This is a genomic window from Acinetobacter sp. 12966, from assembly GCF_031196995.1.
GTDB lineage: Bacteria > Pseudomonadota > Gammaproteobacteria > Pseudomonadales > Moraxellaceae > Acinetobacter > Acinetobacter geminorum.
In genome coordinates this window covers 130,053-153,737 of record NZ_JAVIMC010000010.1, presented here as the reverse complement: position 1 = coordinate 153,737, position 23,685 = coordinate 130,053, and the positions used below count along the sequence as shown (strand labels likewise).

The following is a 23,685-nucleotide window of genomic DNA, read 5'->3' as shown; positions in this document are numbered from 1 at the left end:
AGTCACCCTTGTGACTACCGATGCAACCGGAAAGCAGAGCATTACCAAAAAGCCTTACTATTTTTCATCTAAGATTCTGGCAAAAGGCATAAATGAGTTTTCAGTAGATGTTGGTATTCCACGCTACAACTATGGACTCTATTCAAATGATTATGACGATGCCACCTTTGCCTCAGGTGCGATCCGATACGGCTACAGCAACTCACTGACCTTAAGCGGTGGGGCAGAAGCTTCAACAGATGGCCTGTCGAATCTCGGCACAGGATTTGCCAAAAATGTTTTGGGTATTGGTGTGATCAATGCCGACATTGCAGCGAGCCAGTATAAAGATGAAAACGGTTATTCTGCTTTAGTCGGTTTAGAAGGGCGTATTAGCAAGAATATTTCCTTTAACACCAGTTACCGCAAAGTATTCGATAACTACTTTGACCTTGCCCGTGTGTCTCAAGTGAGATATTTAAAAGATAACCAGATCAATGCCGAGTCACAGAACTATCTGAACTACAGCGCACTGGCAGATGAGATTTTTAGGGCAGGGATTAACTATAACTTTTATGCAGGTTACGGGGTTTATCTGGGTTATAACCAGATCAAATATAGCGATAACTCCTATAAATTACTGTCTACCAATTTAAGTGGAAGTCTGGACAAGAACTGGGGTTTTTATGCATCAGCGTATAAAGATTATGAAAACCACAAGGACTATGGAGTTTACTTTGCGCTGCGATATACCCCGTCCAGTAAAGTGAATGCGATCACGAGTGTATCTAGTGACAGCGGTAGCCTACGGTACCGCCAAGAAATATTCGGTTTGTCAGAACCCCAAATTGGTTCATTTGGCTGGGGTGGCTATGTTGAGCGAGATCAGGATGCAAAAGAAAACAATGCATCGGTCTATGCGTCTTACCGAGCACGAGCGGCTTACCTGACGGGACGTTATAACCGATTTGGAGATAACGATCAGGTTGCACTTTCAGCGACAGGTTCATTGGTTGCTGCGGCGGGACGTATCTTTGCGGCTAATGAAATTGGAGACGGCTACGCAGTTGTGATTAATGCAGGACCACAAAGCCAAATTATAAATGGTGGTGTTAATTTAGGTGCGACCGATAAGTCTGGCCGATTCTTAATTGCGAATTTAAGACCCTACATGTCTCATCATATCTACCTAGACCCATCATATTTACCTTTAGAGTGGGAAGTTAGCTCTACGAATCAGACAGCGTTTGTAGGTTACCGCCAAGGAACCTTGGTTGACTTCGGTGCTCATCAGGTCATTTCAGGGTTAGTGAAACTTGTTGATCAAAGCAATTCACCGTTAATGCCGGGTTATGCCGTTCAAATTAATAGTCAGCAAGATGGGGTGGTTGGCTACGACGGTGAAGTATTTATTCCAAACCTGTTAAAGCAAAACAAACTTGAAGTTGATCTTCTGGATCATGGTTCATGCCAAGTTGTTTTTGCGTATGAAAATAAGCAATACAGTGCTAAAAAATTGGGGCCTTATGTATGTCGATAAATATTGCTAGCTTTAACCAACCGACAACATTTAGAGCACTTTCATTTATCCTGAAATATTTTTTGGGAACGGGTTTGCTATGCCTGATCTTTACATTTTTTAATTCCGCCCATGCAGATTGCACAGCTACAGCGCCAAATTCTGGCACATATACATACACTGCTGCAACAATTAACAGTGATGCAGTACTGACATACACTGGGACAATACGTTGTTATGGAGCACGTTCAACACCAGAAATTTCAGGTTATATGTGTATGAAAACCGTTTTTACTGGAACCACGAGTAGTAATAATAATGTTTCATTACCCTATACGGTAACTGCAAGTGTAGGTGGAGCAGGCTCTTCTACCACGAATCAAACCTCCAATGTGTGGTATGGGCCAGTGAGAACAGTCTCTTCAAAGAAGGTTATAAGTTACTCAGTAAATATAAAAGTACCAGCTCGTACGGGTTCGCTCATGGCATATCCTAAAGGAACCTATACGGGTACGGTTCAGCTATTTTGGGACATGCAAGCAAGCTCTAGCACTGTGTGTGAGGGGGATAGTGGTGGAGGTTGGGACTCGGGTAATACCACTATAACTGCTAATTATGTTGTGCCAAGTTTGTGTCAAATAGATTCAACATCAAATGTCGATTTTGGAAATATTAATGATATTGGTAAGACTACTCGTGATTATACAGCTCAAGGAGTGGTGAATACGACCTGTAATAATGGACTGCCATATAGTATTTATTTGGGGGATGGAAATAACCGTATTGCCGGTGGCTTTAGGCAAATGGCAAATGGTAGTGGTCAGTACATTCAGTATCAGTTATATCAGAACTCGAATTATATTACGGTATGGGATACTACTGGTGGTGTAAGCGCAGTTGGAGGTTCTGGAGGTGTTTCTAAAACAGGTTCGGGCAGTTCTCAGGGTACAAATGTCTATGGAAAAATTCCGCAAGGTACTACTATTGCAACAGCTCCGGGTAATTACTCAGATACGATCGTTGTTACAGTAACTTATTAAGAATTTTTTGATTCTAAGATTGGATATTTTGCCAATGTTTTGATTGGCGGAGATGAATAATAATTAGTTTTTAAAATTGATATTTAAGCTAGGCTTGACTTAAAGGTGTAGTTTAAAAAGGGCTTTGTTTATAAAATTTGATGTTTAATTGTTCTAATTTAAAAGAAGCAGATAAGTTTAAAAAAGTAGGGATGATAAGTGGTTAGCGATAATGTTGTTTCAGGATGAGTAAAAACAGAAAAAGACAAATTAAAAAAATAAGAAAAAACATCTGATAAATATATACCTTGTGAATATTAAATGTATTTTTACACAAGTTAACAGATTGTACAAATTAAATTACAGTTCTCTTTTCTTTCTTTATTTTGTCTTATCAATCATTTAATTATTTGTATTGGAAAACAAAGTGTTAAAATTGAAAGGCTGAGATGCTCTGATATGTTTAATTGTATTTTATTCGGTGAATCTACGAATTGAAATTTGTGGATGCTTAGTAGTACTAAAGACAAATGTCTATATGTGTGACAGCTATCCCGAATTTTAACCTCATGAAAATACAAAGGTTTGTAAATTGTTTCAACCACTTACTATCCAAACTCGACTCGGTGGATTTTACTTTTTCTACTATTCCATTGTTGGCACATTCATGCCGTATTGGAATTTATATCTCCAAGATCAGGGATTTAATTATCAAGAAATTGGTGTTTTATCATCAATTGCGATTGTAACGCGTTTTTTTGCGCCTTTAGTTTGGGGTTGGATTGCTGATAAATCTGGTAAGCGGATGTTACTTGTTCGGATAGCAACTTGGATGGAATCTTGTATATGGTTAGCTATTTTTATAGTGCCAAATACTTTTCAATCAGTTGCTTTGCTTATGCTTATTTTTAGTTTCTTTCAAAATGCGATTTTAGCTCAATTTGAGGGAGTGACTTTATTTTGGTTGGGTGATCAAAAAGCTAAACTTTACGGCAAAATTCGTAAGTGGGGATCGGTTGGGTTTATTGTTGGGGTATTCACTATTGGGGCTATTTTAGAAATAGTGCATATTTCAATGCTTCCAATTTTACTATTAATTATCGCGTCACTAGCGTTTATTTGGTCTTTCACAATCCGCGAACCTGATAGCGCGCCTACTTCCCAAAAATATTTAGAACCTTTACTTCCTGTTCTTAAGCGCCCAACAGTGGCTGCATTTTTTGCAATTGAATTTATTCTACTTTTTTCACATGCGCCTTTTTATAGTTTTTATAGTAATTTTCTGAAATCTTTGAATTTCAGTACGACTGAAATTGGATTTTTATGGGCCATGGGCGTTTTTGCTGAAATTTTTATGTTTTCAATTGCCTCAAAGATTTTTCAACGCTTTTCGTGGTGCAGTTTAGTCGTTGTGTGTCTGCTGGTGACGAGTATACGTTGGATGCTAGTTGCAGTATTTTCACATTATTTTATTGGTCAACTTTTTGCGCAGTGTTTACATGCCTTTAGTTTTGGTTTATTTCACTTGATTGCAATGAGAGTTATTTTTCAAAACTTCTCTGCTGGACAGCAAGGGCGTGGACAAGCACTTTATAGCACCATGTGGGGGTTAGGTGTAGCTTTTGGTAGTGTTCTGGCTGGGCATTTCTGGAAAACTTTTTCTGGTGAACTCATCTTTATGTGTGCCAGTGTGGTTGTGCTCTTAGGTTTGTGCTTTGTAAAGTGGCTTCCGAAACAGGTCGATTCTTCAACCACCTAAGCTTGAGATCATGCAAAACACAGAATTTATATTGAAAAAAGCAAGTAAACATAAAATTGTTTGATGAGATATAGTCACATGTTACGGTTGAAAAATATTGTTTTTATATGGTTATGGAGCAATGATTTTCTAAAAAAATATGCTAACTTAACTCCATGCGTTTAATGATTAATAAATCTATGAAAAATATTTATATTATTGGATTATTGTGGGTTTGTTCTGGTTTAGCTGTGGCAGAAACAGTAACAGAGAAGCCAGTCGAACAACCAGTTCGGACTGCAAGTAATCCTAATGCTATACGTATTGTTACGCGACCTGAAATTATGGGATTATGGGGAATGGAAATTCCAAATAATAAAAAATGTGTAGAATATTATAACTTTCGTAGTAGTAATGATGTAGTGATTAAAAGTGGTCAGGAATGGTCTTATGGTATCTATGAATACCAACCATCTGATGATCCTAAAGAACAGCTAGCTGCTTTAGTGATGCAAATTAAATTTGATAATAATAAAGTAGATTGTTCTGGTCAGAAACAAGACCAAACAGGTGATGTATCACAATATTTTGTACAATGGAAAAACGACCATACAATCAATTTTTGCTCGACAGCTAAAGGTGAGCAGTGCTTTGCGACTTTGCGTAGAGTGTTACCATAAAATTATAGATATAAAAAAGCCTCTTAAAAATAAGAGGCTTTTTTATTATGCAGTTTCAGCTTTCTTTTCTTCAACTTGCTTTAACAAGTGTTTTTCAAGGTAATGGATATCCATTGCTTGAGAGCAGAAGCTTTTATCTTGCAAAATAAGATCTTTATGCAGAGGAATATTTGTTTTAATTCCTGTAAGGATCATTTCATCTAATGCTTGACGCATACGAGCAATTGAAGTTTCACGGTCTTTACCATGAGAAATCAATTTAGCAATCATAGAGTCATAGTAAGGTGGAATGCTGTATTCTGGGTAGATATGAGAATCTAAACGAATACCAGCACCGCCTGGCGCATAGAAGCTTTCGATTTTACCTGGTGACGGTAAGAACGTTGTTGGATCTTCTGCATTGATACGGCATTCAATTGCATGTCCTTGAACTTTGATATCTTCTTGTTGAAGCTCTAGTCCTAGACCGCCTGCAATACGTAACTGTTGTTCAATAATATCAACACCAGTAACCATTTCAGTTACAGGGTGCTCTACTTGAACACGAGTATTCATTTCAATAAAGAAGAATTCACCATCTTCAAATAAGAATTCAAACGTACCCGCACCACGATACTGCATCAACTGACATGCATGAACACAAGCTTCTAAGATATCAGCTCGAGCTTGCTCTGGTAGGTTTGGTGCAGGTGCTTCTTCTAGTACTTTTTGATGGCGGCGTTGTAATGAACAGTCGCGGTCATATAAATGAATTGCATGACCATTACCATCACCAAGAACTTGAACTTCGACATGGCGAGGTTTTTGTAAGAAGCGTTCCATGTAAACGGTATCATCACCGAACCACATTTCTGCATCGCGCTGCGCTGCTTGAACTGATTCAAGGAGTGTATCTACACGCTCAACAATACGCATACCACGTCCACCACCACCAGAAGCCGCTTTAACAATAAGCGGGAAGCCGATTTCTTTCGCTTCTGCCAAGGCATTGTGGATGGTTACTGCGTGGTCACAACCTGGTACAGTAGGTACGCCAGCTTTTTTCATGGCAACAATCGCAGAAACTTTATTCCCCATAAGGCGGATATGTTCTGGACGTGGGCCAATAAAAGTAAAGCCTGAGCTTTCTACAATTTCAGCAAACTCAGCATTTTCTGAAAGGAAACCATAACCCGGGTGAATAGCATCAGCACCGGTAATTTCTGCAGCAGTAATAATTGCCGGGATATTTAAATAGCTATCACTACTTGCGCCCGGACCAATACATACTGCTTCATCAACAAAACGTAAATGCATCAAATCCTTATCGGCATCTGAATAGATACCAACAGTCTTGATTCCTAATGTTTTACAAGCCCGGGTAATACGTAAAGCGATTTCACCACGGTTTGCAATTAAAACTTTTTGCAACATAGACGTCCCCGGGGTAATTACGCGCGATAACGGAATAAAGGTTGACCGAATTGGATAACTTCACCATTTTTCACTAAAATTTCTTCGATCACACCACTTTGAGTTGCCTCAATTGGGTTCATGATTTTCATTGCTTCAATAATACCCAAAGTTTCACCAGCAGATACTGTTTGACCTACTTTAACAAATGGTGCTTCACCTGGGCTTGGAGCAGCGTAGAACACGCCAACCATTGGAGAAGTTTCAACTGCTCCACGTGGTGTTTTTGCAACTGGTGCTTCTGCAACAGGAGCAGCCGGAAGTGCTACACCAGCCGCAGCAACGACAGGATTGCGACGAGTTAAAGCGATTGATTGATCACCTTCTTTAACTTCGATCGCTTGCAAGTCAGACTCAATCATTAAATCGATGAGTTTCTTAATTTTGCGGATATCCATGGGCGACTATTCCTAAACTAGTTTGGGTTAGATGGTTGAATTTTTTCAATAGCGTAATCGAGTGCAAAACGATAGCCTTTTGCACCTAAACCACAAATCACGCCAATTGCTTTATCAGATAAATAAGAATGATGTCTGAATGCCTCTCTTGCATGGACATTCGACAAATGTACTTCGATGAATGGAATCGCAACGCCAAGTAGGGCATCGCGTAGAGCAACAGATGTATGGGTGAGGGCTGCAGGGTTGATAATAATAAGTTCTACGCCTTCAGTTTGTGCTTGATGAATACGATCAACAATGGCACCTTCCCAGTTGCTTTGAAAAGTATCTAATGTGATTGAAGCTTGTTGAGCTTGGCTAATAAGTTGTTGGTTAATATCATCTAAGGTAAGATGACCATATACCTCTGGTTCGCGTTTTCCCAGCAAATTCAAATTCGGTCCATGAATCACCAAAATGGTCGAACTCATTCAGATTGCTCCAGCTCTAAAGTTGCAAATATTCTTTGCAAGATGTCTGCAAAGTTTGCTTATTATGGCATATGTTTCTACAATTTTTTTATAATTTGTTTTTATTGTCGCAGAAAGGGTACACCAAATTCGGCTTATATATTGTAAATTTTGCGATGATTTAGCAATGTTAAAAAATGACAAAATTTCAAGTAATTTTATGGATCTTATTTTAAACTGAATTGACAAAAACAGTTCATGTATTTTGTGTAACGGCTATAGAGTTCTCTCCAATCACTAATAGCTCATTCCATCGAGTTAGATAATTTTTTGAACGGTGGCATTGTTTCATATGCCAAGATGGACTACGGGAATGATAACCGACTTGTAAATAGTGACTACCGAATCGATTACGAACTGTGCTGAGCGTTTGCATTAATTGTTGTCTTTGCTGAATCAACTCAAGAGGTTGCCATAAATCATCAATGTGATGTTGACGGGGATGCAAACCACAAAATAAGACTCCAATTTTAATGTATTTTTTATTTTCTTTATATAAAACATCAATTTGTTGCATAGCTGCTTTTGTTAATATGCATAAATCATCTGTTGCATAATTTAGGCCTATCGCCTGAGAAGATGCTTTTTTATAAGGTGGTTTATCTGTTTTTTCATAAAGCATGACTTGAACGCAGGCGCACAGCTGTTCTTGTTTCATTAAGCGGCGATGAGCTCGGTTAAGATGAAAAATAAGCGCTTGTTTAATAATCTCAATGCTGGATAAAGCTTGAGCGAAACTACGTGATGCCAAAATTCGTTTTGTGATGATAGCAGGATCGTCAAGTTGAATACAGGATTGGCCTTTTAGCTCACGAATGGTACGTGCCATAACCACAGAAAAAGCTTTTGCTAGATGATGCTCATTGGCAAAAGTTAAGTCTAAGCATGAGTAAATCTCATAACTTCGTAATTGTTTGACTAATTGATAGCCAATTCCCCAGACTTCTTTGACTGAAGTGTGTTGCATGAGGTCTTCAAGAAGCAAAGGATCTAAAGTGGTGAAATTACAGATTCTATTAAAGCTTCTAATTTTTTTAGCATAGTGATTGGCTAATTTTGCTTGAGTTTTTGAATATCCGATGCCAATACAACAAGGTAAGCTTAGCCATTCTTCTAAGGTTTCTACGACTTTGACACAGTAAGAATGGATATCTAGAGATTGAAGGTAAGGGGTAAGACGAATAAAACATTCATCAATAGAATAAGCTTCTAAATCATCGGGCGAGAAAAACTCACCAAGAATTGAAAAAAAGCGACGTGACATTTCAGCATATAAAGTGTAGTTGCTTGAATAGACGTGTACACCTGCTTGAAGAGCTTCTTGTTCGATTTGATACCATGGGATACCCATTTTGATACCCATATTTTTTGCTTCTTCACTGCGTGATACAACACATCCATCGTTATTAGAAAGTACTACGACAGGCACGCCAATAAGTTTTGGGTTAAATAGTCGCTCACAACTGACATAACAGTTATTAATGTCTACAAGCGCATAAATTTCGCGGTGTGAGATTTCCATTATGATTCGCCCCATTAAAAATATTGGTAAAGCTACATATTTGTATGGGTTTTCATAAACACAGCGATGTGGAGTGTGAAATGAAAAGTTGGATTTTGAATATGTAACAAAATCAAGTTAACAAAATTTTTAGCAGAATGCTAGGGTGGTTCTGTGGGTTTAACTTAGGTTAACCATGGAAAAAATAGATAAGGTTTTAATATTTTTAAAAAAAAGGAGATCGCATCGATCTCCTTTTTTTTTATGACACATTCAACGTCAGTTTTTGATTACCACTTATGACTATAAGTTACTTTAAGCGTTGCACCATTTGCCACTAAATGGCTAGTGTTATCGCTAGTTCGTAATAATTGGCTATAGAGAGGATAATACTTGCGGTTAAACATGTTCTCTAAACCAATCGTCACAGTGTCTTTTTTGTTAAGCGCAAAGCTACTGATTAAATCTGCTGTTGTATAAGTTTTTACATCATAGCGACCAAAACTATTTTTGCCATTTAAGCGGTAATCTTCTGAACCAAAGTAAGTGGCTTGTAGACGATTCGTCCAAGTTTCCGTTGGACTATAAGAAATATAACCTGTGAGTTTTAATGGTGGAATACGGAAACCTGTCATGTCTTGTTCAGCACCGTTTTGAGGTTTTTCACGGCCTTTCATCCACGTAACACTACCACCAGTTCCCCAAACATTGGCATCATCAAGATAATCAAAAGTTGCTTCAATACCAGTGACTTTTTCTTTGGTTCTAGCGAGTACTAAACCATTGTTGAACGATTGCACAGCACCTAGGTCGGAAGTGGAGTGGAAGACCGCTAAACTTGAAGAGAAGTTATTGAAGTTCCCTTTCCAGCCTAACTCGTAGTTATCTACTTTCACGGGTTCTAAGAATGACGAACCAAGGTTAAAACCTTCACCAGCATTACGAATAATCAAACCAACATCAGGTAATTGGAAACCTTGGTTAAAAGATGCATAAATCGAGTGTTTGTCATTTGGAGAGAAAGTCACGTTAGCATTGTACAACCATGCATCAGCTTTCACTTTTCCGCCCTCGACGGTGTAAGGGTTGGGCTTACCTAATTGTGATAAAGGAACAAAGCTATCAATTTGGGCATAGCTGTCTTCATAACGCGTACCAGCTTCTGCTGACCATTGGTCATTAAAGCGGTGTTTTAACTGTATAAAACCACCCATACTTTGCGTGGTGAGTTCAGGTAAATAAGTAAGTTTGCCAATTTTTACAAACTCTAAGCCACCAGATTGATCATAAATGTCAGGATCGAAAATATCTAAAGGCATTTCGCTTTTTTCGCGGCTAAAGTCACCACCCCAAACCAATGATGTATCACCTAAGAACTCAAGTGGTGTGGTCACAGTTAAACGGCTACCGAGTACGTTATTTTCTTGATAAATCTGATCGACTTGCTTACCACGATTCGCATTTCCACGCGCATCAAACGGTGAAAAACGTGTAAAGAAGTCGCGGTAATAAATTTGAGCATCAACCTTATTGCCAAAAAAATCTTTATGGTTGTAAGTCAAATTGTATATCTGGTTTTCATTTTTATTTTGGTCTTTGAGCTTTAAGCCTTTAATTGCTTTTGCTGGTACAGTTCCAGCAGCGGCATTCTTAACACTTGGATCAGATGCATAGTCTGAATCTTGCTCAGCATTATAGTAATTTGCAGCGAATTGTAGATATTGGTTGTCATCAATATGGTAACCAAGCTTACCGCCTACGCTGTAGCCATCGGAGTCATATAAATCACCCTGACTTGGTTCTGGTGCAACACGGTCACCACTTGCATCGTACGGGCTACCAATACGTTGATAACCAAAGTCGAACGCGTAATCAAAGGCATTAAAGCTACCTGTGAAATATTGGTGAATATCGCCACTTAAAGCATTAGAACGGAAATTTGTTAAAGGTGTTTGAAGCCCAACCACGGTTTTAGCTGTAGGTTCACCGCCCGCAGCTTTTGTAGTAATTGAAATAATACCGCCCGCAGCACCGCCACCATAAATTGCGTTACTGCCGCGAATCACTTCAATATTTGCAATACTTTCAGGATCAATTGCTGAAAGTCCGCGTGATGTGTCACGTGTAAGGTTCATCGGCACGCCATCGACTAAGATGAGGGCATTACGACCACGTAAGGTTTGACCGTAATCGGTAATGGTGCGGCTTGAATCGGACAAACCCGGTACGGCTTTTGCTAAAACAGTCGCAATACTTCCAGATGAACCATTTCTTAAAAGTTCAATTTGTTTCTCATCTAGCTTGGTGACTTGTTTGGCAGAGGTAGAGAGTTCATCTGCGCGTGAAGCAGTAATTGTAATTGTCGGGAGAGCTTCAGGCTTTTTTTCAACATCTGTTGTCTCAGAGGCTGAGGCTGCAAAGGCCGAGTTTGAGAGAAAGATGGCCCCACCAAGTGAAAGGACTGGAATGATATTTTTTACTTCAGACTTCCTCGTAAAAAGCTTATTACTCTTCTTATTTCCCATTGTCTCGCCCTGAGAGTGATTTTAAATTGTCAGGATTATAAATGAGAATCATTGTAATTAACAATATTATTAATTGCTTTAAAATAATATATTTGAAATTTATTCAAACCCTTTTAGGGGAATAGGTATTTATTCCCCTAAAAGGGTTTGAACAGTGATTAGGTGTTCTTAAAAGTATTGAGGTGGTTTTGATGAGCACGGCGAATAATGCTTCGGTCATCTCCAAGTACAAAAAGCTGAACAGATTGTTGTTTCCAAGCAGCAATATCTTCAGGTTTTCGGGGAATTGCGCAGAAATGCTTTTGGCTGTTTTTAGTCTTTGCATACATCTCTTGAACTTTTTTTTTCACTTTTGGATGGCTGGTTTGCCAAGGCATTCCCATAGATTGAGAAAGGTCGGCAGCACCTTCCAGAATAATATCAATACCTTCAACTTTTAAAATTTCATCAAGCTGTCCTAATCCTTCCAAGCTTTCAATCATAGCAATGACAACCGTTTCGCTTGCTGCGTGTTGAACAAAACTAGCTAAATCATCCATGCCGTATCGATTCAACCTTGTCGAATTCAGTCCTCTTTGACCAAGCGGCATATAGTGGCAATAATTCACAGCTTCTCGTGCCTGCTGGGCATTTTCAATACGCGGGAAAACAATACCCGTTACCCCTGCATCGAGCAGAGGTAGTACTAGATGGTTAGCGCTTAGAGGAACTCTGACAAAAACATCAAGATTCATGGCTCTAGCGGCTAAAATCATGATCTCGACTTGGGATGTACTGAATAAAGTGTGTTCCAAGTCGATAATAATAAAGTCATAGCCCGCAAGTGCTAGTTGCTCGACATTAATCGGAGAAGCTACGGAACAAAATATTCCGTAAAGCATCTCTCCATTTGCTATTCGTTTCTTAAAAGAAATCGAATGCTTATTCATATTCAATTTCCTTAATGAGGCTGAGCGGGTTCGGCGTGGTTTGTACTCTTAAGCGAATTTCCGGAAGGAAACGGCGGCTTGCAAGCTGTTCAATATCGATGGTGTCATCTGTAAATTTAAACAATTCATATCGCTCTGCAAACTCTGGGTGAGCTTCTTTATGTTGATTGATGATGGTTCTTAACATGGTCCAGAATTTGATTTCATCGAAGTCATAATGTTCATTTAAGAAAATCGCTAACTCTGCCAAATTTACAAACCAAAGCGCATCTTGGGTAAAATCTCTTAACTCATTTGGAGAATGGGTTTCCAAGAACGAGTTCGGGTTAATCTTGGCATGTTCTTTTGGTGCATCTTGTAAGTTAGGTAAAAGCTCGGGCTCACGTAAAAGATGACGACTAAAACGAATTCCATCGTGGAAATCTTTCAATGCAGCTTTAACGGGTAAGCCATTTTTATGAATCAGTACCATGTTTTGTGCATGTGACTCTAAAGCGAGGCCGTGGCACCATAAAATATGCATGATTGGTAAATAAGCATTGGTGAGTAATTTTTCTAACCAGAACTCGATACCGTACTCTTGAATCCACTCATCGATTAGCGGTTTTTGGTCCGTATCAACTTGCATTAGTCCTGTTACTGGCGTTGCCGATTCGCCTTCTTTTAAGTAGCTGTAAATACTTTCGCGCCAAATGCAGGCGAGTGCGCCGTATTGAACAGGTAGCGCAATTTGCTGGTTCACTGAAAGGCCGCCAATCTCTCTTAAAATAACAGGCTTGCGCTGTTTTTCTAAAATAGGGTCTTGTTCAACAATGTTATAAAGCCAATCACTCATTTTTGCCGCATTTTGAACGGTATGTGGTGCCAATACACGAGAGGTAGAAGTATTGACTAAGTTCATTGCCAACTTGAGAGAAAGCGCCGAGATATCACTAATATTCGATAAGGTTCGAATTGACTGTTGCGGTAAGTAAGTCGGACCTTCAATATCTAACGGAATGATCAGTTGGTTGCTGATTGCATCTTGATAATATAATTCAATAATTTTATCCCACTGCCATGGATGAATTGGGGTCAGGATATAATCTTTAAAATCTACATTTTGCTCTTTCAATTGATCATTAATAGTTTGTAGATCTTTTTCTGAAAAATGCTGCTTATAAAGCTGCTCTAAGTTAATGGTTTCACTTAAAACCAGTTTGCATAAACTGTTATGAGTCGCTGCCCATTTAACCGTAAAACCTTCAGAAAGCTCAGGTGCATATTTTTGATTTTCTTTTAAATCGAAGCCGATACGAGACTTAAAGCTTGGATGGTATAAATGCGCATTTGTAATCCTTGCTTCTTGTTCTAAATAAGGCAAAGTTCTTAAAGGTTGGGCAGGTGCTTGGCTCAAAGTCTGCGCATGTTTAACGTAAGTTAAATTGAGTTCATCATTAAAGTTTTGCCATTTAACTGGGTCAGCTTCAATAATATTTTTTAGATCGGCAAGTAGCATTTTTAAGTTAGGACGAGTTTCAGCGCCTAAAGTAATATCAGAACGGACTAAGCTTGAAGGATCTAGCTTAATTCGTTTAAAGCTGAAATGTCGTTTAGCTGCGCATGTATAGAAAACTGTATCGGAAATATAAAACTTGATCTGACCTTTAGAAAGTTCATATTTAAACGTATTTTCAAAAATAAGCGCTTCTAATAATTGGCCCATCACTCGATTTTCTGCAAGAGTCTTATAGTTGGCTTGCTGTGTCGGTTGAAGAGAGCAAAGGGCCTCTGCACCGCGATATTTATAAATAGGATTTTCAACTTCAATCCAGATTGGATTGCCACCACTGTGGTAGAGCGTATTTAACATATTTGCCTTGATTGGTAGTGTGAGTGAATTAATTAATAAATCGCGGTAGTGCTGACCTTTATCGGTAAAGCTTTCTTTAGTGAGCGTAAGGCGAGTGGCTTGCCATAGCACGCTTTCTTCAATAACCGTAACTCGTGAAATTGCGCTGATGAGATGCGCAATATGGTTGATGACGAGGTAATATTTTAAAAAGGTCCATGCATCTTTTTGAGAGAACCAAACGGTACTATCTTCAGAAATAGATGAGTCATCTTCTATCATTTCTGGAACAATACTAATGCCTTCCATATCTCTAAGAATGAGGCGATGTGGATAGCCATTTTTAAATTCCATTAAACTGTTTTGCATATGCGCCTCTACACTAATGCCTTTGTTTGCAAACAATTCAATTAATGGAATGAGTGAAACTTTAACGTACTGTTTCCACCAAAAAGTAATGAAGTCTTTTGCATCAGGTGCTTGTAAATTTTGGTTGGGTGCAGCTTGTTGAATAAAGCTTAGTAGAGGAGTTTCATGGTGCTCATTTTCTTCAACTAGGCCACCGAGCATTCTGGTATTTTCTAATACATCAGGTGTGAGTCCAGCTCTATAAATAATGCCAAATGAACTTTCAAGCTCTGGAATTTTGACTGTTCTTGCTTCTAGTTCCGGCAGAATCACAAGGTCAGGATATTGTTCATTAATCTTGTGATTGATAATAATTTTGCTTGCATCAATAGCTCTTTCCATTTCATCCATTGGGTTATTACGAATGAAACTGGTAATACGCACGTCAATTGAGAGTTTTAAAAATAGGTTCGATTGAGGCAGCCAGACTGTGCGAACTGATGAGGTTGGCCATACGGTTTGGCCTAATGCACCCAGATGTATGATCTCTTGACTGTCTAAATATTTCTTTAAAGATGGATGTTGAACTAAGAAGTTGGCTTGCCAAGGGTGGGTCGGCATAAGCTCATAATTTGCTAAGTTTTCTTGCAAACGCTCTTTCGCAGTTTCTAAAACTTCATCTTCAATACGGTGAGAAGGTTCGGTCTCGCTGACTAGCTTTTCGATTAAAGAAGAATGAATCGCGAAGTAGTGTAGCTGGAAACTTGCGTCTAACTCAGGGCTATACTTTTTCATGTCTTCTTTAGAAAAGCCTAAGTTGGCTTTAGAGGTGACATGAAAAGGGTGGCCATATAACATGCCTTGTTCAGTAGCCTGAAAACCACTTACTGCATTAGATGTTGTTTGAGATGGTCTATTTTCTAAAAAGAATTTTGTGTTCTCTATACTATTGGCAATATCGGAATAAAGGTTCTTGTTCTGGTTTTTGTCTTTAAATAAGCTATTTAACTCATCGGTAATGAGCTTCACTAACTTTTTAGGATCAGTTAGAGAGTCAAATGTATTTTCGCTTAAGTTTTGCAGAGCAAAGCTACGTTGATATCGATGATAGCCAGTGGTTGAGAAGTGTTGAACTGCTCCATAAACAATCGTATTAGACGCATTAAACGTGTAAGAAAAATAGATCGAGTTCGGCTGTTCCGCATCTTGTGTAAATAAAGGAGAGTCTTGAGCTGGGATAATGTGCTTTTCAAGATCTACTTTAAGTTCACGAAAGAAAGTATTCAGGTACTGTTCGAAAAGTTTATAAGACCATGCATCGGTTGTAATAATTGAGTTCATTCTTGTGCCTCTTCTAAAATTGTATCCATTAAGAATCTGTTCAAAATCACCACTAATCCCGCACCAATAAAAAATAAAGAAGTGCAGATTAATGCGGCTGTAATATTGAAAAATGAGTAGGTAAGCGTGATGGTGATCGGACCAAAAAGTTGGCCTAAGACAAAGGCACTGTTAGAAATGCCGATCACTTTTCCTTGGCTTTGAGTGCCAGCTTTTAGAGAAATCGTGTGTAAGATCGAAGGAATAAGCGCTGCAAAGCAAAAACCTTGTATGAGTCGTAATACGAGAATGAGCCAGAGATTCGAAACCCATATCAATGCGAAAATCGTGATGCCACAAATTAAAGAGGCATAGATAAAATTATTAAAAGAATCTCCTTTGTCATCATTTCTTTTTCCCCAATAGGTTGCCGCAATAAAAGCAGCTCCCCATGAAAGTGCATGGATTGTGCCTGTTAAGCTTGCAGCAGATAACGATGAGTGAATGTTTTGGCTTATTTCACTAATGTATAAAACGAAGCAAGACACTAAACCAAAACCACCGGCTTGCACCAAGATGCCGGCACTCAACCAAGAAAAAATTGTTCTATCAAAAAAGTCTGGAATTTTAGATTTTTCTTTGGTTTTTACAGCCTCAGTTTTAACTGGATTGGCTAATAAAAAGGATGCGATCACAATTAATATAACTACAATAAATGCAGTTGCATTAAGTAATATTTCAACCCGCCAGTGGTCCATAAATATACCGCCGAGCACGGGACCACATAGGCAAGCTAGCGCAACACTACTTTGTAGTTGTCCAAAAGCGGCACCTCGTTGTTGTTCATTCGAAAGATATGAAACATAGGCATTCAAAATGACGGAAAGACCGCAAAAACCGAGCAAAATCCGCGCAAAAATAAATAGGTATAAATGCTGGGCGCTCGCCATGAGCAGTATTGAAATACAGAAGCCAGCCAGAGAAAGTAACAAGGCTTTTTTATGGCCGAATGTGTCGGATAGGTGCCCCACAATTGGTGCGGTAAATAAACTACCAATGGCTGGAGCCGCGAGTGCCAAACCTGCCCAGATTGTGGGAGCACTCATATGCGCCGTTAGTTTTTCCATATAAAGCGGCATGATCGGAATAAGCACCATGAGCCCGAAAGTGGAAAAAAACTGACAGAGCAAAATAATGAAATGATCTAGGCGAGATGAGCGCATGATTTAGATATCCATGGTCTCATAGCTAGAAACAGATAAGCTGTGATAAGGGTTTGACGTGGTTCCGATTTTGCTTGGCATTCCTGTTGAGTCGCTTTCTTGAGCGAGTAAAGGTGTAAGTAGCTGTTTGAACGGCCAAGTCTTATTGTCAAAAAGATAGGTTTGAATCTGGGATTTTGTCTGTTCTGAAATCGGTTGGGTTTCTACAAAACTCTGAATAATGTCTTGAATCATTTCCCAGAAATCGCTTTCTGAACGATCTGTATATTTCAAGGTAGCTAAAGCAATTGGGTAGAGGTTAATTTGAATCCCTAATGTGATGAAGTAGTTAAATAAGTCTTCATTCTTACTAAAGATAAGATTGTTTGGCGTGCTCGTGTCGATGGTATAGGTTGGAGGAGTAAACCCACTTTCTTCAATGGCTGGTGTACATATTCTTAAGGTATCGTGGTCACGCAAAATAAAGCATTTGAACTTATTATTTTCATAACACACCATAGTGTTTTGCCCATGGCATTCAGGCATGATTCCTTTCGACCAAAGCGTTAAGAATGTTTGAATAAAATGGACACTGAGGTCTTTTAATAATGACCATTTATCACCTTCAACGCCTAAAGTTTCCCAAGGGTCAACATAGATGCAGCTTAAAGCCGACATGGTAATTGGTGTGACGTTTTTATCTTGGCAAAAGTCGGGTAGATGTCTGACTTGGCAACCGATTACACCTAAATTTTTTACAATGTGTTCTTGTTTACCCAGTACCCACCAGTGAGTTTCGTTACTCAGAAAGAGTCGGTTTTTTAATAAAGGCGTTTCATTAATGACTTCATTTAAAAAATCGTAAGCCGTATGCCCATTCATTAAATAACGTCCAGGCATAGAACGGATCGCACCTAATGTTTTGGCATTTGTTGATAGTTTTAAATGCAGATTAGGGTTTGCGTTATGAATGAGAGTTCTTAAAGATGAAGTCGGTAAACCAATTGTCGTGACATGGTTCAGGTCAATACCGTCATACTTATTTTCTTCAAATTTTAAATAGCGATGTTGAGTCTCTAATAAAGGAAGTGCTAAGTATTCATCTGAAAGCTCGGCCATTTTTTCAGCAATAAGACTTTCCTCAACTTCTGTTAACAGAAGCTCTTTATGAGGAATCGATTCCATATTATTGATCACGTCATCTTTCTTAAATGCCCACCAATACACCTTAATTTCTTTTTGAGTTGTGAGTGGTGCAAGTTCACCTTTTGAGTGAGCGAATGGATGAAATGGACGATCAGCTACCAGCGATAGCAACTCGCTTTTGATTAAAGGCGAAGAAAATGAAAGTGCTAACTGCAAAATCTGAGGGATTTTTTCAGCCGTTACTAAGTTGTCGAGCCAATAATCAATCGCTTTTTGATGATGCGGTGAAGGCCACCAAGAGGCTTTTGTTAAATAGGTAAATACTTCAGAAATAGAAATTTTAGAAGTTGTATTACTCAAGACGTTATGAAGTAAAACTTCCGGTTGAGTAACATAGAAAGGATTTACACCATCTACTTTTAAACAGCTGAAATAGAGTTCCAACTCATCATTTAGAGTAATTGCCAGATAAGGCTTTTTATAGGAAATATGATCTTTAAAATCTCCATAATTCTCCATGTAGAGGGCATCTATTGTTTTTTGTAGTTGTGCTGTGTAAATCCGATCTAACATTTTAGTTATTCCTATTCTTATAAAAGTGGTAGAACCGTGCCAACGTTTTGTTCTTGTGCGGCATTGAAGAACCATTTAGCGCAAACAATGTCATCAATCGCCATGCCCATTGGGTTGAGCAAAATGATTTCATCTTCGTGTTCGCGGCCGTTTTTATGACCAATAATGATGTCGCCAAGTTCAGCATGTAGTTTTTCACGGCTGAATAAGCCATCCTCAACCAGCACGTTGATGACTTTCTTTTCTCGGTTTGATTGGTCCCAGTCATCCACAATGACTTTGTCCACTTTTAAGAAGACTTCGGGCTCGATATCCATAATTGAAATGTTTGAAACAAAGCAGCCTTTTTTTAGCCACTCAAAAGGAATGTAAGGCTTATCTGAAACGGTACAGGTAATGAGGACATCGGCTTGCTGAATCGCAGACTTTGCGCTGTTATGAATTTCAATTTCTAGATGTGGATATTCCGATAAGAACAGTGCTTTGAGTTTTTCAGCTGCTTCAGGGTTTACATCAAATAAATGTACTTTTTTCACTTGAGCATATTGTTCAAGCACAGTCTTAATCTGCATTTGTGCAATTGGTCCGCAGCCAATCACGGTAATGTCTGTAAAGTCTTTTTTCGCTAGATACTTAATCGAAACACCGGTAATTGCAGCAGTTCGCATTGCACTGATGAGGCTGCCTTCCATCACTGCAACTGGATAATTTGTTTCTGAGTCATTTAAAACAATCAGTGCGCTGGCACGCGGAATATTGAATTTTTTAGGGTTATGTTGTCTTGAACCAATCCATTTGATTCCGGCAATCGGGTCGTTGCCGCCTAAATAACAAGGCATTGCGATAATACGGTCGGCAATATGGTCTGCACCTTGCCAGCGAAGATAAGGTTTTAAGGGTTGTACAAACTGCTTATTTGCATGCAAGGTTAAGCCTTCAGTAATCGCTTCAATAAATGAATTACTATGATTTGCGCCAAGATTTAATAAATCTGATTGACTTAAATAGCGAAGGGTAGCCAAATTGCTCATGAATATTTCCTAAGGAGAAGGTTAAACAACATTTTGTAAAGTAAGGTTTTCTTGGCGTCGTACGTTTCGATTGAAGTGACGCTTCTTGATCATTTCGAACCATTCATCTTCATAAACCAGATCGAGGTAACGATCGCCGCGATCGGGCAACAGCGTTAAGATGCATGATCCATCAGGAATGGTTGGAATCAGTTTTTTGATGGCTGAAATAGATGAGCCGCTTGAACCACCTGCAAAAATTCCTTCATGCTCAAGGAGTTCTCGGCAACCGAGTGCCGATTCATAGTCATCTACATAAATGACATCATCAATTTCATCGGGGGAGAGCAGCGGTGGGACTGTACTTGCACCAATACCGGGAATTTCGCGTGGACCAGATGTGCCACCGAACAAGACAGAGCCGACAATATCGACTGCGATGACTTTTAATTCCGGGAACTTTTCTTTAAGGCGACGAGATACGCCCATAATCGTGCCGGAGGTACTTGCTCCAATCACGAGGTAATCAATCTTGCGATCAATTTGATTTAGGATTTCTTCTGCTTCTCCAAAATAATGGCTTTTCCAGTTATTTGGGTTTGCATACTGATTAATCCAAACAGCATTTGGAAGCTGTTGGCAGAGTCGCTTTACAGTGTCAATTCTGGTTTTTAAATAACCGCCGTTTTGATCTTTTTCAGAGACCATCTCGATATTGGCTTTATAAAGCTTCAACATTTGTAAGTTTGCTGAGGCAATTTTGGGGTCAATAACGGCAGTAAATTTTAATCCATATATTTTGCAAGCCATTGCAAGCGCAATCGCTAAGTTGCCTGATGAGCTTTCAACAATATGACTATCTTTATTAATGACTCCAGATTTTAGGCCTTCCTGTAGCATGAATAATGCTGGACGGTCTTTAATACTTCCTCCTGGGTTTAACAATTCCATTTTCGCAATCACTGAGACTGATTGATGCGTGAACAGCCTTGATAGTTGTAATAGTGGCGTTTTACCTATGCATTCGAGAATATTTTCATGGATCATGGTAGACCTTCTCAGGTTTTTATGTGATGTGAATGATAATGATTATTAATTAAATTATTATTACCATTTGTGCCATGATTGTTGCGGTTTGTAACTCAAAAAGGGAGGGACTTAGAGGATTTTTCACTAATTTTTTTTGTGTAATTATTTGAATCGTAATATTTAAGTTTTACAAAAGGATTAATAAATAAATCTTTTTAAATATAACGACATAGGCAATAAATTACTTTAGGGCTAAAAAAATTAATTTAATTAAGACAGATGCGAGAAATTATTTTGAAGAAATAAAATGAAATTTATGACTTGATCCACATCCTTTGTACATCACTATTTTGTAGAGATCATAGATAGATTTAAGGCTTAAAAAAGAGAAAAGTATTTAAAGACTGACTTAAGATGCTTTGAATAATGAGCTGAAATTGATTAAGTGGCAGTTATTGATATGGAAATGTCTGAAAATGATAAGTTTTAGTTGGTTATGATCGAAACCATAAGAACTATATTTAATAGATGGGTTGAGTCCTTTAAATATAGTAATGCGTATAACGCATTTGTCTTATGGGTCTTTCAAGCTGTCTTTGTTAAAAAGACAGCTTTTTTTATGATGATTGAGTTTTAGTATTTCTTAGTGCTTAGCTTGATTGTAGCAATCAAGATTGATGCATTGGTTACTTAGTTCTATGATTTGAGCAGGGGTTAATTGAAGTTTTTCCCATTTTTGCATTTGTTCAAATAGCCAATGAAAGTCTTCAGGTTGAGGGGCAGCATTTTCTTTAACCAAATGCTTTACAATATTTTGAATCATATAATATTTATCGACATGCACTTCTTCAGAACAATGAAATCGGACAATTCCAAACTCGACCAATAACTTTAAGACAGGTACAAAATCTTTCAAGTCACTTAATTCTTTTTGAGCTTTCATAATTGCTGTTGTGAGTGCAATTAAAGTTTGAGGATGCTGTTCAGCCCACTCTTGAGTTACCGCGAGAACTTTATCTGCCACATTGGGAATAATGTCCTGACTTGAGCATACGATTTTACTTAGACCTAAAAGTTCGCCTTGTGTATTCCAAGGCTCTCCTACACAAAAACCATCAATCACATGGTTATCTAAAGCTTCGACCATATATGGTGGTGGAAGTGCTTTGAGCTTGAGCGTTTGAGCTATTTTAGAGTCTGCCAAAGCGAGCCATTCTCTTAAACAATAATGATGAATTGAATGTTTAAATACATGGGCTAAGGACAAAGGATGATCTGCTTGAATGTATTGAGTTACTTTTAGAGCTGTTGCTTGAGCATCCTCATTTTCTTTAATAGCCAGTTGATGAATTAATTTTTGGCTTAAGCTAATAAAAGCACGGTTTTTACTTAAAATGAGAGGAGTTTGCAGTGCAATACCAATTTGGTCGGCACCCACTGCTGCGGCAGGAAGCATGGCAGATAAACAATGTGCGGCATCCAATAAGCCAAAAGCCAAACGGTCGCGTAGACTTGCCCATGATGCTTCTTTAACTAAAGTAACATCTAAACCGACTTCTTCGAAGAAACCTTGCTGTTTTGCCCAAAGCAATGCAAGACAATCAAGTAAAGGAATATAGCCGAGTTGCAATTGAGTCTTTTCTAATGTGCTCATTTATTCATCCTTTAGTTGATCATTTAGTAATTTTTGGGCATCAAGTAAACGCCTCGCCATTTCCCCAATGGTTATACGATGGCTCATGGCATTTTTCCTGAGTAATTGAAAGGCTGTATCTTCAGGTAAGCCATGCAGTTGCATGAGTAATACTTTGGCCTTTTCAACATCTTTACGATCTGCCAATTTGGTTTGAGCTTCTTTTAAGTCACCTTCAAGCTTTTTATGCTTTTTATATTGCTCAATCGAGATTTCTAAAATGGTATGTAAGCGGGCAGGGTCTATGCCATCTACAATATAAGCAGTTACTCCTGCATCTATGGCTTGTTTGATGGTGTCTTTATCTGAATTTTTAGTGAATAGAACGGTTGGCAGGTCATAACTACTCACACAACTTTCAATAATGTCACGATGAGGATGATCCATATCGAGCAAGATCACATCGGCTTGTAAATCTTCAAGACGAAAAATATTCAAGTGGTCCAAAGTAAGGCAGGCAACCACTTCAAAGTCATTTTCAAGCAGACTGTTTTTTATATAGTCGGCCCGCGCATGATCATCATCAATAAGAGCTATTTTGAGTTTTGGCATAAGGTCAGAAAATCAGGCTAAGAAAATGCGCCAATTCGACGCGTTTTTTGTTATCAATTTTTAAGCAAGATTAGTGCCATCCAAAACTAAACTAAAAATCAGGATTTATTGGCAATTTAAGAAGTCAAAAAATCGATATGATCAATATTGGTGCAAGAAGACGATTCATTTTGTGGCAAGACGTATTTCTATTTAAACCATTTAAGTATAGAGCTTTGGTGCAAATTGAATAAGACATTATTTTTATATGAGAAGCAGGAAAATTATATCTATATGAAAATAAATATAAAAATTATTAATTTCGAATTTTAAAACAATTGGCATGCAAAATGCTTACTTAATTACAGGTCGAAGACGACCATAAGTTTTAAAGACGGCCAACGATGTCCGTTCTGATCGAATTTGTGAGTGCAACTGTACACACAAAGAATTTACGTTCAGTCGGAGTGAAGGCCATGTCTTTATTTTTATTGCATAAAAAAGTTACATCTGAATTATTTAATTTTTCAGTTCCAGCGATGCGAGCCTTCTCTATGAGGGGGCTCGCTTTTTTTATTTCTTTTTATGACTTTGCTGTGCATTGGGTGTCATTAACGAGTGGGAAAAATGGATTCCAAGCAGCTAAATGCTTTGTGAGATTGATTCGCTTCTCGGTAGAACACAAGGCAAAAAAACAACGTCTATTTGAGAACGCAATAACGCAGCTTAAAAGCAACGTGATTTGAGGAG

General features: G+C 38.4%; 18 protein-coding genes. 5 read left to right on the top strand and 13 right to left on the bottom strand.

The window, feature by feature from the left end; translation table 11 throughout:
- From RFW85_RS02405 to RFW85_RS02390, 4 genes are all read left to right on the top strand, one after another.
- On the top strand, positions 1-1,519 hold a 1,519-nt coding region (locus RFW85_RS02405; protein ID WP_309171094.1), incomplete at its 5' end, for a fimbria/pilus outer membrane usher protein.
- Positions 1,510-2,538: a spore coat U domain-containing protein gene (locus RFW85_RS02400; RefSeq protein WP_170248180.1), complete on the top strand. Its 1,029-nt coding sequence runs from the start codon at positions 1,510-1,512 to the stop codon at positions 2,536-2,538. The genes RFW85_RS02405 and RFW85_RS02400, both read left to right, overlap by 10 nt.
- A 571-nt stretch (positions 2,539-3,109) precedes the next feature.
- The gene (locus tag RFW85_RS02395) at positions 3,110-4,276 is read left to right on the top strand and encodes an MFS transporter (protein ID WP_171545230.1); all 1,167 of its coding nucleotides are present in this window, start codon (positions 3,110-3,112) and stop codon (positions 4,274-4,276) included.
- A gap of 155 nt (positions 4,277-4,431) precedes the next feature.
- Positions 4,432-4,935, top strand: a complete 504-nt coding sequence (locus RFW85_RS02390; RefSeq protein ID WP_170248181.1) for a hypothetical protein — start codon at positions 4,432-4,434, stop codon at positions 4,933-4,935.
- 45 nt (positions 4,936-4,980) lie between these two features.
- Here the strand turns inward: RFW85_RS02390 and accC are convergent, their stop codons facing one another.
- The 13 genes from accC to RFW85_RS02325 all read right to left on the bottom strand — a co-directional run bounded on the left by accC (position 4,981) and on the right by RFW85_RS02325 (position 22,956).
- Positions 4,981-6,348 (bottom strand): acetyl-CoA carboxylase biotin carboxylase subunit, encoded by a 1,368-nt coding sequence (accC, locus tag RFW85_RS02385; protein ID WP_002115704.1) that lies wholly within the window; start codon positions 6,346-6,348, stop codon positions 4,981-4,983.
- A 17-nt stretch (positions 6,349-6,365) separates the two neighbouring features.
- Positions 6,366-6,785 (bottom strand): acetyl-CoA carboxylase biotin carboxyl carrier protein, encoded by a 420-nt coding sequence (gene accB / locus RFW85_RS02380; protein ID WP_000354611.1) that lies wholly within the window; start codon positions 6,783-6,785, stop codon positions 6,366-6,368.
- Positions 6,786-6,802: 17 nt separating this feature from the next.
- Positions 6,803-7,258, bottom strand: a complete 456-nt coding sequence (gene aroQ / locus RFW85_RS02375) for a type II 3-dehydroquinate dehydratase (protein WP_005068810.1) — start codon at positions 7,256-7,258, stop codon at positions 6,803-6,805.
- A gap of 235 nt (positions 7,259-7,493) precedes the next feature.
- The gene (locus RFW85_RS02370) at positions 7,494-8,819 is read right to left on the bottom strand and encodes a Y-family DNA polymerase (RefSeq protein ID WP_170248182.1); all 1,326 of its coding nucleotides are present in this window, start codon (positions 8,817-8,819) and stop codon (positions 7,494-7,496) included.
- 269 nt (positions 8,820-9,088) lie between these two features.
- Entirely contained in the window at positions 9,089-11,323 is a 2,235-nt protein-coding gene (locus tag RFW85_RS02365) for a TonB-dependent receptor (protein WP_170248183.1), read from the bottom strand.
- Positions 11,324-11,481: 158 nt separating this feature from the next.
- Positions 11,482-12,252 (bottom strand): HpcH/HpaI aldolase/citrate lyase family protein, encoded by a 771-nt coding sequence (locus RFW85_RS02360; RefSeq protein WP_170248184.1) that lies wholly within the window; start codon positions 12,250-12,252, stop codon positions 11,482-11,484.
- Positions 12,245-15,772: an IucA/IucC family siderophore biosynthesis protein gene (locus tag RFW85_RS02355; RefSeq protein WP_170248185.1), complete on the bottom strand. Its 3,528-nt coding sequence runs from the start codon at positions 15,770-15,772 to the stop codon at positions 12,245-12,247. The genes RFW85_RS02360 and RFW85_RS02355 overlap by 8 nt, the downstream gene beginning before the upstream one ends.
- Positions 15,769-16,974, bottom strand: a complete 1,206-nt coding sequence (locus RFW85_RS02350; protein WP_170248186.1) for an MFS transporter — start codon at positions 16,972-16,974, stop codon at positions 15,769-15,771. Before RFW85_RS02350 ends, RFW85_RS02355 begins: the two co-directional genes overlap by 4 nt.
- A gap of 3 nt (positions 16,975-16,977) precedes the next feature.
- Positions 16,978-18,618: an IucA/IucC family protein gene (locus tag RFW85_RS02345; RefSeq protein ID WP_170248232.1), complete on the bottom strand. Its 1,641-nt coding sequence runs from the start codon at positions 18,616-18,618 to the stop codon at positions 16,978-16,980.
- 71 nt (positions 18,619-18,689) lie between these two features.
- On the bottom strand, positions 18,690-19,703 hold the full coding sequence (gene sbnB, locus RFW85_RS02340) for a 2,3-diaminopropionate biosynthesis protein SbnB (RefSeq protein WP_170248187.1): 1,014 nt from the start codon (positions 19,701-19,703) through the stop codon (positions 18,690-18,692).
- Positions 19,704-19,724: 21 nt separating this feature from the next.
- Complete coding sequence (gene sbnA, locus RFW85_RS02335) at positions 19,725-20,729, bottom strand: 2,3-diaminopropionate biosynthesis protein SbnA (protein WP_309171093.1); 1,005 nt, start codon at positions 20,727-20,729, stop codon at positions 19,725-19,727.
- A 625-nt stretch (positions 20,730-21,354) separates the two neighbouring features.
- Positions 21,355-22,365 (bottom strand): ABC transporter substrate-binding protein, encoded by a 1,011-nt coding sequence (locus tag RFW85_RS02330; protein WP_086265632.1) that lies wholly within the window; start codon positions 22,363-22,365, stop codon positions 21,355-21,357.
- Complete coding sequence (locus tag RFW85_RS02325; RefSeq protein ID WP_001125253.1) at positions 22,366-22,956, bottom strand: ANTAR domain-containing response regulator; 591 nt, start codon at positions 22,954-22,956, stop codon at positions 22,366-22,368. It lies immediately after the preceding gene.
- Positions 22,957-23,411: 455 nt separating this feature from the next.
- Between RFW85_RS02325 and RFW85_RS02320 the strand changes: the two genes are divergently transcribed.
- Positions 23,412-23,681, top strand: coding sequence for a hypothetical protein (locus RFW85_RS02320; protein WP_309171092.1), 270 nt, complete (start codon positions 23,412-23,414; stop codon positions 23,679-23,681).
- Positions 23,682-23,685: the final 4 nt, after the last annotated feature.